Consider the following 12,014-nt stretch of genomic DNA (forward strand, 5'->3'; position numbering starts at 1 on the left):
CGCCATGGTGGCCCGCTGTGTGATCGAGACATGTCAAGAATCCAGACCGTATTCCAGCGCCTGCAGGCCGAAGGCCGCAAGGCGCTGATCCCCTTCGTCACTGCCGGCTTCCCGAGTCCTGAGTTGAGCCTGCCGCTGATGCAGGCCCTCGTCGACGGGGGCGCCGACATCATCGAGCTGGGCGTTCCGTTCTCCGACCCCATGGCCGATGGCCCGACCATCCAGCGCGCATCCGAGCGTGCCTTGGCTCAGGGCATGAGCCTGCGCAAGGTGCTCGAGATCGTACGGGCGTTCCGCGCAACCGATGCCGCCACGCCGGTGGTGCTCATGGGTTATGCAAATCCGATCGAGGCCATGGGGGCCGAGCGCTTCGTCAGTGCCGCGGCCGAAGCCGGGGTCGATGGCGTGCTGGTGGTCGACTACCCGCCAGAAGAGTGCGTCGGTTTTGCCGCCACGGCCAAGGCCGGTGGCCTCGATCCGATCTTCCTGCTCGCGCCGACCTCGTCCGAGCAGCGCTATGCGGACGTCGCGTCTGCCGGCAGCGGCTACATCTACTACGTTTCGCTCAAGGGCGTCACCGGTAGCGCAAAGCTGGACGTCGAGGAGGTTGCGCGCCGCATTCCGGACATCCGCGCGGCCGTCGGCATGCCGGTGGGCGTCGGTTTCGGCATCCGCGATGCGGAGAGTGCGCGCGCGGTTGGTGCAGTGGCCGACGCGGTGGTGATCGGCAGCCGCATCATCGAAGAGATCGAGAACAACCCTGGCGAGGAGGTTGCACGCGTTGCCGCCTTCATGCGCGACATCCGCTGCGCGCTTGACGACCTCGCCACCGGTAAAGGAGTGACTCAATGAGTTGGTTGCAAAAGCTGCTGCCGCCCAAGATCAAGCGCGGCGAGGTGTCCGCGCGCAGCAAGTCGATTCCCGAGGGTTTGTGGAGCAAGTGCGAAGGCTGCGAGTCGGTGCTTTACCGTTCGGACCTCGACAGCAGCCTGGGCGTTTGCCCCAAGTGCGGGCATCACCATCGCCTGCGCGCGCGCAGGCGCCTCGACGTGCTGCTCGACGCCGAGGGGCGGGTCGAGATCGGTGCCGAGGTGACGCCGGTCGATGCGCTCAAGTTCAAGGATTCGCGCAAGTATCCGGAGCGCTTGTCGACCGCGACCGCCGACACAGGCGAAGCAGACGCGATGGTGGTGATGCAGGGCGCAATCAAGAGCCTGCCGGTGGTCGTGGCCTGCTTCGAATTCGAGTTCCTGGGCGGCTCGATGGGTTCGGTCGTGGGTGAGCGCTTCGTGCGCGGCGCCAAGCGTGCCTACGAGCAGCGCATCCCCTTCATCTGCATTACCGCCTCGGGTGGTGCTCGCATGCAGGAGGGGTTGCTGTCGCTGATGCAGATGGCCAAGACCACGGCTGCGATCACGCGTCTTGCCGAGCGCAGGCTGCCCTTCGTCACCGTGCTGACGGACCCCACCATGGGGGGCGTGTCCGCCAGTTTTGCCTTCATGGGCGACGTGGTGATCGCAGAGCCGAACGCGCTCATCGGTTTTGCCGGCCCGCGCGTCATCGAGCAGACGGTGCGCGAGAAGCTGCCAGAAGGCTTCCAGCGCGCCGAGTTCCTGCTCGACAAAGGGGCGATCGACCTGATCGTGGATCGACGCGAGATGCGCGACGAGATCGCAGGCGTGCTTGCCATGCTGACGCGCCAGCCTGCGGACGCGGTTTCGGCGTGAGGCCTGCGGTGGTTGCGGATCCGGGGCTGCCAGCCAGCCTCGAGGGCTGGCTGGCCTTGCTCGAGCAGCGCCATGGGCAACGCATCGAGCTCGGTCTCGAGCGTGTGCGCAAGGTCCAGCAGGCGATGGCTGCAGGCAGCGAGGCCTTGGTCATCACCGTCGGCGGTACCAACGGCAAGGGCTCGTGCTGTGCGATGCTCGAGGGCATTCTGCTGGCGGCAGGTTATCGCGTCGGTTGCTACACATCGCCCCACCTGTTGCGCTACAACGAGCGTGTTCGCATCGACGGCAGGGATGTCGACGACGAGCGCCTGGTGCAAGGCTTTGCCGCCGTCGAGGCGGTGCGCGGCGACACGCCGCTGACCTATTTCGAGCATGGCACGCTTGCGGCGTGGTCGGTGCTGGCGGGCGAAGGGCTCGATGTAATCGTCCTGGAGGTCGGTCTGGGTGGCCGGCTCGATGCGGTCAACCTTTTCGATTCCGACTGCGCGATCGTGACCAGCGTGGCAATGGACCACATGGAGTTCCTCGGCGATTCGCGCGAGGCGATTGGCTACGAGAAGGCGGGTATCTTTCGCACGGGTTGTCCGGCCGTGTGCGGAGACCCCCAGCCACCTGCGACCTTGGTGGACCATGCTGCGGCCATTGGGGCAGAGCTGTGGATCAGCGGCCGGGATTTCGGTTTTGGTGGTGACCGCCAGCAGTGGGGCTACTGGCGGTACGAGCGGCCGCGTGCCCAGGGCGGTCTCGTAAAGCGTGGCGGGCTGGCATATCCGGCCTTGCGCGGTGCCAACCAGTTGCTCAACGCCTCTGCGGTCATCACCGCGCTCGAGTTGTTGCGTGCGCGGCTGCCCGTGTCCATGCAGCATGTGCGTCAGGGACTGATGCTGGTCGAGGTGCCCGGGCGCTTTCAGGTGCTGCCGGGGCGCCCGGCGGTGGTGCTCGACGTCGCGCACAATCCGCAGGCAGCGGGTGTGCTGGCCGAGAACCTCGGCAGCATGGGTTTCTTTCCGGAAACATGGGCCGTGCTCGGCATGTTGGCAGACAAGGACGTCGAGGGGGTGGTCGAGCGTCTGGCTGGGCGCGTCGACCACTGGCTGCTCGCCGACCTGCCCGGCGCGCGCGGCCTTTCGGCACAAGACCTTGCCGCACGTGTGCGCGCGGCTGGCGGTGCGGGCGATATCCGTTGCTACGAACAGCCGGCTGCTGCGTTTGCTGCAGCGCAAGATGCTGCAGCCGAGGGTGATAGAATCGTCGTCTTTGGCTCGTTCCTGACAGTGGCCGATGTGCTTGCGGCGATCAAGGCCGCACGCCAGCGATGAGGTTCTCCCGGTGAGTGACGCTGACAACGTGGATATCAAGAAGCGCGCGCGCCGACGTCTGGTCGGCGCGGTTGCGCTCGCCTTGCTGGCTGCCATCGTGTTGCCCATGATGATGGACCCGGAGCCGCACCCTTCGGTGCAGGACATCCAGATCACGATCCCCGATCGGGCCGCAGCCCCTGCGCTGAAACGGCCGGCTGCTCCCGCGGAGTCTGTGGCGGCCGTGCCACCTGCCGTATCCGAGGATGACGATGTGGCCGCCGATGGCCCGCAGTTGGTTGCGGTCGATCCGGTCGAGCCGCCCCCTGTAGAGAAAACGCCTGCGGCTCCGCCGCCTGCGCCTGCCACGACAGCGCGGCCGCCTGCGGTGGCGCCTCAGGCGCCGCCGGTGCGCCAGGAGGCATCGCCGGCGGCAAAGCCGGCGCCAAGCCGAGCGGCAACCGATGCCGACGAGGAGGCGAGGGTGCGCGCGATCCTTTCGGGCCAGCCCGTGCCGCCACGTGGCGAGGCCTTCGTGATCCAGGTCGGCGCCTTCAGCGATGCCGCCAAGGCTGCCCGCCTTGCCGATGAACTCAAGGCGCAGGGCTTCCAGGCCTTCACCGAGCGCTCGGGCAGCGTGACACGAGTACGCGTCGGCCCGATCACGGGCCGGCAGGCAGCCGACTCGGTGGCCGCGCGCCTGAAGGCGTCGGGCCATCAGGCCGTCCTGCAGCCGCGTTGAGACGCAGCCATGACAGTGTTCGACTACGTCTTCCTGGGTGTGCTCGGCTTTTCGGCTGCGATCGGCATGTGGCGAGGGCTGGTGAGCGAGGTTGTCGCCCTGCTGGCCTGGGTGGCAGCACTTTTTGCGGCCTGGCGCTATAACGAACAGGCAGCGGCGTTCTTCACCGGCATGATCGTGGAGCCGGTGTGGAGGCAGGTTGCGGGCGGCGCGCTGGTGGTGGTTGCAGTGCTGCTGATCGCGGCCTTGCTGCGCTACCTGCTGCGGGAGCTGTTGCGCGCTGCCGGCCTGGGGGCGACGGACCGCTTCTTCGGTGCATTGTTCGGCGTTGCACGCGGGCTTGCGGTCGCGTTCGTCGTCGTCCTGGTCGGCGGTATCGCGGGCGTGGCGCGCGAGCCCTGGTGGTCGCAGGCGCTGTTTTCGGCGCCGATGGAATCGGCCGTGATTGCTGCAAAACCCTGGCTGCCCGACGAGGTGGCCGACAAGATTCGATTCAGATAGGCATACCTCCATGTGTGGAATTCTCGGTGTCGTCGCGACTTCTCCGGTCAACCAGCTTCTTTATGATGGACTGCAGGTCCTGCAGCACCGCGGCCAGGATGCGGCGGGCATTGCTACCTCGGAGGGCGGGCGCTTTCACATGCACAAGGGCTCGGGCCTCGTGCGCGACGTCTTTCGTACGCGCAACATGCGCAACTTGACCGGTAACTGGGGAATCGGCCATGTGCGTTATCCGACCGCGGGCTCGGCCTACAACGCGGCCGAGGCACAGCCTTTCTACGTCAACTCGCCGTTCGGGCTGCTGCTCGCGCACAACGGCAACCTGACCAATGCGGACGAACTCAAGCGCGAGATGTACCTCTCGGACCTGCGCCACATCAACACCAGCAGCGATTCCGAAGTGCTGCTGAATGTGCTGGCACATGAACTGCAGGCAGCCAGCAAGGGGCTCAAGCTCGACGAGGACGCGATCTTCACCGCAGTGGCCGGCGTGCATCGGCGCTGCCGTGGTGCCTATGCGGTCGTTGCCATGATCGCCGGCTACGGGCTGCTGGCGTTCCGCGATCCGTACGGGATCCGACCGCTGGTCATCGGCCGCAACGACACGGCTGCGGGCAGCGAGTGGCTGGTCGCCTCCGAGTCGGTCGCCCTCGATGTGCTGGGCTTCCGCTTGTTGCGTGACGTCGCGCCGGGCGAGGCCGTGCTGGTCGATATCGAGGGGCGCTTCCACAGCCGCCAGTGCGCGGCCAAGACGGTGCACGCGCCATGCATGTTCGAGTTCGTCTACCTGGCGCGACCCGATTCGATCATCGACGGCGTGTCGGTCTATGAGTCGCGCATGAAGATGGGCGAGTTCCTGGCCGACAAGATGAAGCGGACCATGCCCAAGGTGCACATCGACGTGGTGATCCCGATCCCGGACTCGAGCCGGCCGTCGGCCATGCAGATGGCGCATCGCCTGGGCTTGCCCTTCCGCGAGGGTTTCGTCAAGAACCGCTACATCGGGCGCACCTTCATCATGCCGGGCCAGGCGACGCGCAAGAAGTCTGTGCGCCAGAAGCTCAACACGATTCACCAGGAGTTCAAGGGCAAGAGCGTGTTGCTGGTCGACGACTCGATCGTCCGTGGCACCACGAGCAAGGAGATCGTGAATATGGCGCGCGAAGCTGGCGCGACCCAGGTCTACCTCGCGTCTGCGGCGCCTCCCGTGCGCTATGCCAATGTGTATGGGATCGACATGCCCACGCGCGGTGAGCTGATCGCCTCGGATCGCAACGATGAGGAGATTTGCCGCGAGATCGGGGCTGACGGCCTCATCTACCAGGATCTCGACGATCTGAAGGCTTCCGTGCGGGCGCTCAATCCCGCCCTTAGCTTTTTCGAGACGTCCTGTTTCGATGGCAGCTACATTACCGGCGACATCACGGCCGAGTATCTGAACGGCGTCGAGAATCAGCGTAGCGAGCCCGCGGCGGGCAAGGGTGATGCCGGCGACCATGGCGACGACGGCGAGGGCGGCGAGGGCGGCCAGCTCGACCTCAATCTCGCCTCCGCTGGCGACCACTGAGCCTGCTGACGTCCTGCACGCAAGCCTCCTGAACATCCGATTGCAGCGAACATGAGCCTTCCAGATCCGCATTCTCTTCACCCCGACACGCTCGCCGTGCGTTCGGGCATCGAGCGCAGCCAGTTCGGAGAACATGGGGAGGCGATGTACCTGACCTCCAGCTTCGTGTTCGAGAACGCAGCACAGGCGGCGGCGCGCTTCTCGGGTGAGGAGGAGGGCTATGTCTATGCCCGTTTCTCGAACCCGACAGTCAGTGCGCTGCAGACCCGGCTTGCTGCGCTTGAAGGCGCAGAGGGCTGTGTAGCGACTGCCTCCGGAATGTCGGCGATTCTTGCACTCGCAATGGCGACGCTGCAGGCGGGCGACCATGTGGTCGCGTCCAATGGTTTGTTCGGGGCCACGCAGCAGTTGTTCGGCGGCATCCTTTCCAGGTTCGGCATTCAAACGACCTTCGTCCCGACCACCGACCTCGATGCCTGGCGCGATGCCACGCAGCCGAGGACACGGCTGTTCTTTACCGAGACGCCCTCGAATCCGCTGACCGAAGTGATCGATATTGCGGCCGTGGCAGACATCGCACACGAGGCCGGGGCGCTGCTGGCCGTCGATAACTGCTTCTGCTCACCGGCCCTGCAGCGTCCGCTCGACTTGGGTGCGGATGTCGTCGTGCATTCGGCGACGAAGTATCTGGACGGCCAGGGCAGGGTACTGGGCGGGGCCGTGGCGGGCCGCAAGCTCGTTACCGACGAGGTGTTCAAGTTCCTGCGCACAGCCGGGCCGACGCTGTCGCCCTTCAATGCCTGGGTGATCTTCAAGGGTCTTGAAACCTTGCGCGTACGCATGGAGGCGCAGTCGGCGAGCGCGCTGGAGCTGGCGAAATGGCTCGAAGCCCAGCCTGGTGTGGCGCGGGTGTACTACCCTGGCTTGCGCTCTCACCCCCAGCACGAACTGGCAATGCGCCAACAGAAGACGGGTGGAGCAATCGTCAGTTTCGACGTCGAGGGCGGTCGCGATGCCGCCTGGAAGGTGGTCGACTCGACCCGGCTGATCTCGATCACGGCCAATCTGGGCGACACCAAGACCACGATCACGCATCCTGCGACCACCACTCACGGCCGCATCAGCGCCGAGGCGCGAGCCAGCGCGGGGATCGGCGACGGCCTGCTGCGCGTGGCGGTCGGTCTCGAGCACGTCGACGACATCAAGGAAGACCTGGCGCGCGGCCTGGCGCGCTGAGCGCACAGCCGGATTGCTCAGCCGGCGCTTGTGTCGGTGTGGGCGCTGAACCGGCTGCCGTCGAAGGCTAGCCAACAGGCGGCGCCCCGCCAGTCGGAGAGCACGTGGCGCGCGCACTCGCGGCCATCGACCTTCAGCGCGTGGAGGTCCGGGCGGTGGGTGTGGCCGTGAACAAGGATTGGGTAGTCGTGGCTGCGGAGCAGGGCTGCGACCGCCTCCGCGTTGACGTCCATGATCTCCATCGATTTTCCGGCCTTGGCGGTTTCGCTCTTCTGGCGCAGGCTGGCGATGAATGCCTTGCGTGCAGCCAGGGGTTGAGCGAGGAAGCCGGCTTGCCAGGCAGGGTCCCGTACCTGGCGGCGGTAGGCCTGGTAGGCGAGGTCGTCTGTGCACAGGGCGTCGCCGTGTGAGAGCAGGAGCACGGGGGCGTTTGCCGCGTCACCGAAGCGCACGCATGCGGGGTCATCGAGCAGGGTCGCGCCGATCGCGGTCGCAAAGGCCGGGCCGGCAAGCAGGTCGCGGTTGCCGGTCATGAAGTGCACTGCGGTGCCACTGCACGAGAGCGTGCGGATTGCTTCTGCAATGCGCGCATTGAAGGGCGTGGCAAGATCGTCGTCACCCGCCCAGTATTCGAACAGGTCGCCGAGGATGAACAGGCTCGCCGCCTCGCGTGCCGGGCCCTCCAGGAAGGCGAGGAAGGCCTCGACGTTGGCTGGTTCGTCTTCGCTCAGGTGCAGGTCGGAGATGAACAATGCCGGAAGGGCCGCGCGTGCGGCCTCCGGCATCGGCGCGCCAGACCCGTCCGGAACCGCCGGCTGCGGGCTGGCTTGCGAGGCGCTGCGCGTGGTCACGATCAGGCGACTTCGGCGCGCTCGATGACCACGTCCTCCTTGGGCACGTCCTGGTGGAAGCCGCTGGAGCCGGTCTTGACCTTGCGGATCGAGTCGACCACATCCAGGCCCTCGGTGACACGGCCGAACACGCAGTAGCCCCAGCCCTGGGTGTCGGGCGAGCGGTGGTTGAGGAAGTCGTTATCGGCAACGTTGATGAAGAACTGCGCGGTGGCGGAGTGGGGCGCCTGGGTACGCGCCATGGCGATGGTGCCGCGTTCGTTCTTCAGGCCGTTGTCGGCTTCGTTCTTGATCTGTTCGCCGGTGGGCTTCTGGTTCATGCCGGGCTCGAAACCGCCGCCCTGGATCATGAAGCCGTCAATGACCCGGTGGAAGATGGTGTTGTCGTAGTGGCCGGCTTCCACATAGGCGAGGAAGTTGGCGACCGTGACCGGTGCCTTGTCGGCGTCGAGTTCGAGGGTGATGACGCCGTGGTTGGTGTGCAACTTGACTGCCATGTGGTGCTCTCCTGGGGAGGTTGTTGTCGTCCGGGCAGTGCGTGCGCTCGCCCGTCCATTGAAGGGCCCTTCTTACTTGCCGGCCTTGCCTGCCGGAGCGTCGAGCAGGCGGGCGCTTTCCACGATCACGGGCTCGACCGGCACGTTCTGGTGGAAACCGCGGTTCGCGGTCGGGACCTTGGCGATCCTGTCGACCACGTCCATGCCCTTCACCACCTTGCCGAACACGGCGTAGCCCCAGCCGTCGCGCGAAGGGTAGTCGAGGAAGGTGTTGGGGACGAGGTTGATGAAGAACTGTGCCGAGGCCGAGTGCGGGTCGGCGGTGCGCGCCATGGCCAGGGTGCCGGGTTCGTTCCTGAGGCCGTTCTTCGCTTCGTTCTCGATCGGGGCGCGGGTGCTCTTTTGCTTCATGTCGGCGTCGAAGCCACCGCCCTGGACCATGAAGCCATCGATCACACGGTGAAAGATGGTGCCGTTGTAGTGACCGTCCTTGACGTACTGGACGAAGTTCTCTGCCGACTTCGGCGCCTTGTCGGCGAACAGTTCGACCACGATCTCGCCTTGGTTGGTCTTGAGTTCGACCATCGGGTTGGCGGCCAGCGTGCTCAAGGCACTCGCTGCGAGCACTGCAAAGGCGATCAATTGCTTTTTCATGGGGTCTCCGGTGCTTGGCCGCATGGCCACGGGCGTGAAGGCATCTCAGGACTGGCGCAGGCTCTCGCACAGATGTCGCGAACCTTCCTTGCAGGCAGGGATGACGAAAGGGCGAGGTCCGCTGCCGTGGTATATTTGCGCCCTGCCGATGCGGGCCTGGAGCCCGCTGGACGCAAGATTCTAGCAACAAGCCCCACCCCTCACAATCGCGCTCACAGCGTGCTTCATCTTCGGTATTTCCGTCATCCCGATGCTCAACATCTACAACACCCTGTCGCGCAACAAGGAAGTCTTCACGCCCATCGAACCTGGCAAGGTCCGCATGTACGTTTGCGGCATGACGGTGTACGACTTCTGTCACCTCGGGCATGCACGCGTGATGGTGGTGTTCGACATGGTGGCGCGCTGGCTGCGTGCGAGCGGGCTGGACGTCACCTACGTGCGCAACATTACCGACATCGATGACAAGATCATTCGTCGCGCGCAGGAGAATGGCGAGACCATCCGCGCGCTCACCGACCGCTTCATTGCGGCGATGCACGAGGACGCCGATGCGCTGGGCGTGCTGCGCCCCGACCACGAGCCGCGCGCCACCGACTACGTTGCGCAGATGCAGTCGCTGATCTCGCGCCTCGAGCACAAAGGCCTCGCCTACGTCGCAGCCAACCGCGACGTGTGCTACGCGGTGCGCAAGTTCGAGGGCTACGGCAAGCTGTCGGGCAAGTCGCTCGACGAGCTGCGCGCCGGCGAGCGCGTCGACGTGGCGCAGGACAAGAACGACCCGCTCGACTTCGTGCTGTGGAAGCACGCCAAGACCGAAGAGCCTGGCGAGGTGAAGTGGGCGTCGCCGTGGGGCGAGGGCCGGCCCGGCTGGCACATCGAGTGCTCGGCAATGAGCTCGGACCTGCTTGGCGACCACTTCGACATCCACGGTGGCGGCATGGATCTGCAGTTCCCGCACCACGAGAACGAGATCGCCCAGTCCGAGGGCGCGCACGGCCACGCCTTCGTCAATTACTGGATGCACAACGGCTTCGTGCGCGTCGATGACGAGAAGATGTCGAAGTCGCTCGGCAACTTCTTCACCATCCGCGAGGTGCTGCAGAAGTACGACCCCGAGGTGGTGCGCTTCTTCATCCTGCGTGCGCACTACCGTAGCGCGCTCAACTACTCCGACACCCACCTCGAGGACGCCCGCAACGCGCTCACGCGCCTCTATACCGCGCTGAAGAACGTGCCGGTGCAGGGCGATGCCGAGGTGGATTGGGAAGAGGCTCACGCCCGGCGTTTCCGCGCGGCGATGGACGACGACTTCAACACCGCGGAGGCGGTCGCGGCGCTGTTCGAGCTGGCGAACGAGGTCAACCGCAGTGTGTCGCCCGCTCTGGCGCGGCAACTCAAGGCTCTGGCAGGCGTGCTGGGCCTGCTTCAGCGCGATCCGCTGGCTTTCCTGCAGGCCGGCGCTGCGGATGCGGCAGGCCTTGACGCCGGGGAGATCGAAGCCCGCATTGCCGCGCGCGCCGCAGCCAAGAAGGCAAAGGATTACGCCGAGGCTGATCGGATCCGGACCGAGCTGACTGCGGCCGGCATCGTCCTCGAGGACGGGCCTGGCGGCACGACCTGGCGCCGCGCCTGACGCCTGAGGTAGTGCGCACCGGCGCACGAGGCCCAGGCCACGGACTGCAAGAGATGTAAAAACGCCCGCTCCTGCATTGCAGGGCGGGCGTTCTTCCGATGGGTAGCCCGGGCTCAGTTGCCGAAGAAGTCGCGCACCTTGTCCATCCAGCCTTTGGCTTTGGGGTTGTGGCGGTCGGCGTTACCGCTGGAGATCTCTTCGAACTCGCGCAGCAACTCCTTCTGGCGATCGGTGAGACTGACCGGCGTCTCGACTACGACGTGGCACATCAGGTCGCCATGCGCATGGCTGCGTACGTTCTTGATGCCCTTGCCGCGCAGGCGGAAGACCTTGCCGCTCTGGGTCTCGGCCGGGATCTTCAGGCGCGCCATGCCTTCGAGGGTCGGAATCTCGATCTCGCCGCCGAGGGCTGCCGTGGTGATGCTGATCGGCATCTCGCAGTGCAGGTCGTCGTGGTCGCGCTCGAACACCGCGTGCTTGCGGATGTGGATCTCGACGTAGAGGTCGCCCGGCGGGCCACCGTTGACACCGGGTTCGCCATGGCCGGCGTGGCGCAGGCGCATGCCTTCGTCTATACCGGCGGGAATCTTCACCTCCAGCGTCTTCTGCTTCTTCACCCTGCCGGCACCGCCGCAGTCGCGGCAGGGGTCGGGGATGATCCTGCCGCTGCCATGGCACTTCGGGCAGGTCTGCTGGATCGAGAAGAAACCCTGCTGCACGCGCACCTGGCCGTGGCCGTTACAGGTCGGGCAGGTCTTGGGCTGGGTGCCGGGCTTGGCGCCGCTGCCGTGGCAGGTGCCGCATTCCTCGACCGTGGGAATGCGGATGGTCTTCTCCGCGCCACGCGCAGCCTCCTCGAGCGTGATCTCGAGGTTGTAGCGCAGGTCCGCGCCGCGATAGACGTTGGAGCGGCCGCCGCGGCCTCCGCCGCCGAACAGGTCGCCGAAGATGTCGCCGAAGGCATCGGCGAAGCCGCCCTCGAAGCCCTGACCGCCGCCACCCATCGACGGGTCGACACCAGCGTGGCCGTAGCGGTCGTAGGCCGCCTTCTTCTGCGGGTCGGAGAGCATCTCGTAGGCCTCCTTGGCCTCCTTGAACTTCTCTTCCGCTTCCTTGTTGTCCGGATTGCGGTCCGGGTGGAACTTCATGGCCAGCTTGCGGTAGGCCTTCTTGATCTCATCGTCGCCGGCGTCGCGGTTGACGCCGAGGACTTCGTAGTAATCCCTTTTGGACATGGTGCGTCGCTCAGTCTGGTCTCAAGCAAAGGCCGAGCCGACGCCAGAGCAGGGCTCCGGCGGGGCT

The 12,014-nt window shown here is 65.9% G+C and carries 12 protein-coding genes; 8 read left to right on the forward strand and 4 right to left on the reverse strand.

Annotated features, from left to right (window positions below; genetic code table 11):
- Positions 1–30 precede the first annotated feature (30 nt).
- Genes trpA through LQF09_RS07685 form a run of 7 tightly spaced genes read left to right on the forward strand, consistent with a single transcriptional unit; the run spans position 31 to position 7,074 of the window.
- A complete protein-coding gene (gene trpA, locus LQF09_RS07655) occupies positions 31–852 on the forward strand; it encodes a tryptophan synthase subunit alpha (RefSeq protein WP_002923795.1) in 822 nt (273 codons plus the stop codon).
- The gene (gene accD, locus LQF09_RS07660) at positions 849–1,727 is read left to right on the forward strand and encodes an acetyl-CoA carboxylase, carboxyltransferase subunit beta (RefSeq protein WP_002923796.1); all 879 of its coding nucleotides are present in this window, start codon (positions 849–851) and stop codon (positions 1,725–1,727) included. Before trpA ends, accD begins: the two co-directional genes overlap by 4 nt.
- Positions 1,728–1,735: 8 nt before the next feature.
- Positions 1,736–3,049 carry a bifunctional tetrahydrofolate synthase/dihydrofolate synthase gene (gene folC, locus LQF09_RS07665; RefSeq protein WP_002923797.1) on the forward strand — a complete coding sequence of 438 codons (1,314 nt, stop codon included), beginning with the start codon at positions 1,736–1,738 and terminating at the stop codon, positions 3,047–3,049.
- Between the two features lie 10 nt (positions 3,050–3,059).
- The gene (locus LQF09_RS07670) at positions 3,060–3,770 is read left to right on the forward strand and encodes an SPOR domain-containing protein (protein ID WP_270069596.1); all 711 of its coding nucleotides are present in this window, start codon (positions 3,060–3,062) and stop codon (positions 3,768–3,770) included.
- 9 nt (positions 3,771–3,779) lie between these two features.
- Positions 3,780–4,271, forward strand: coding sequence for a CvpA family protein (locus LQF09_RS07675; RefSeq protein WP_002923799.1), 492 nt, complete (start codon positions 3,780–3,782; stop codon positions 4,269–4,271).
- 10 nt (positions 4,272–4,281) lie between these two features.
- On the forward strand, positions 4,282–5,838 hold the full coding sequence (gene purF / locus LQF09_RS07680; RefSeq protein ID WP_002923800.1) for an amidophosphoribosyltransferase: 1,557 nt from the start codon (positions 4,282–4,284) through the stop codon (positions 5,836–5,838).
- A 51-nt stretch (positions 5,839–5,889) separates the two neighbouring features.
- On the forward strand, positions 5,890–7,074 hold the full coding sequence (locus LQF09_RS07685; protein WP_002923801.1) for an O-succinylhomoserine sulfhydrylase: 1,185 nt from the start codon (positions 5,890–5,892) through the stop codon (positions 7,072–7,074).
- A 17-nt stretch (positions 7,075–7,091) separates the two neighbouring features.
- On the opposite strand, the gene LQF09_RS07690 is transcribed toward LQF09_RS07685, so the two are convergent.
- The 3 genes from LQF09_RS07690 to LQF09_RS07700 form a co-directional block, all read right to left on the reverse strand.
- Positions 7,092–7,859 carry a UDP-2,3-diacylglucosamine diphosphatase gene (locus LQF09_RS07690; protein WP_002923802.1) on the reverse strand — a complete coding sequence of 256 codons (768 nt, stop codon included), beginning with the start codon at positions 7,857–7,859 and terminating at the stop codon, positions 7,092–7,094.
- Positions 7,860–7,927: 68 nt separating this feature from the next.
- Positions 7,928–8,422, reverse strand: a complete 495-nt coding sequence (locus tag LQF09_RS07695) for a peptidylprolyl isomerase (RefSeq protein WP_002923803.1) — start codon at positions 8,420–8,422, stop codon at positions 7,928–7,930.
- A 72-nt stretch (positions 8,423–8,494) separates the two neighbouring features.
- A complete protein-coding gene (locus LQF09_RS07700) occupies positions 8,495–9,076 on the reverse strand; it encodes a peptidylprolyl isomerase (RefSeq protein WP_002923804.1) in 582 nt (193 codons plus the stop codon).
- A gap of 250 nt (positions 9,077–9,326) precedes the next feature.
- Here LQF09_RS07700 and cysS point away from each other — a divergent pair, with 250 nt between their 5' ends.
- Positions 9,327–10,712, forward strand: coding sequence for a cysteine--tRNA ligase (cysS, locus tag LQF09_RS07705; protein ID WP_270069597.1), 1,386 nt, complete (start codon positions 9,327–9,329; stop codon positions 10,710–10,712).
- A 113-nt stretch (positions 10,713–10,825) separates the two neighbouring features.
- On the opposite strand, the gene dnaJ is transcribed toward cysS, so the two are convergent.
- Positions 10,826–11,947 (reverse strand): molecular chaperone DnaJ, encoded by a 1,122-nt coding sequence (dnaJ, locus tag LQF09_RS07710; RefSeq protein WP_002923808.1) that lies wholly within the window; start codon positions 11,945–11,947, stop codon positions 10,826–10,828.
- Positions 11,948–12,014: the final 67 nt, after the last annotated feature.

It is taken from the genome of Thauera sp. WB-2 (assembly GCF_027594845.1).
GTDB classification, from domain to species: domain Bacteria; phylum Pseudomonadota; class Gammaproteobacteria; order Burkholderiales; family Rhodocyclaceae; genus Thauera; species Thauera mechernichensis.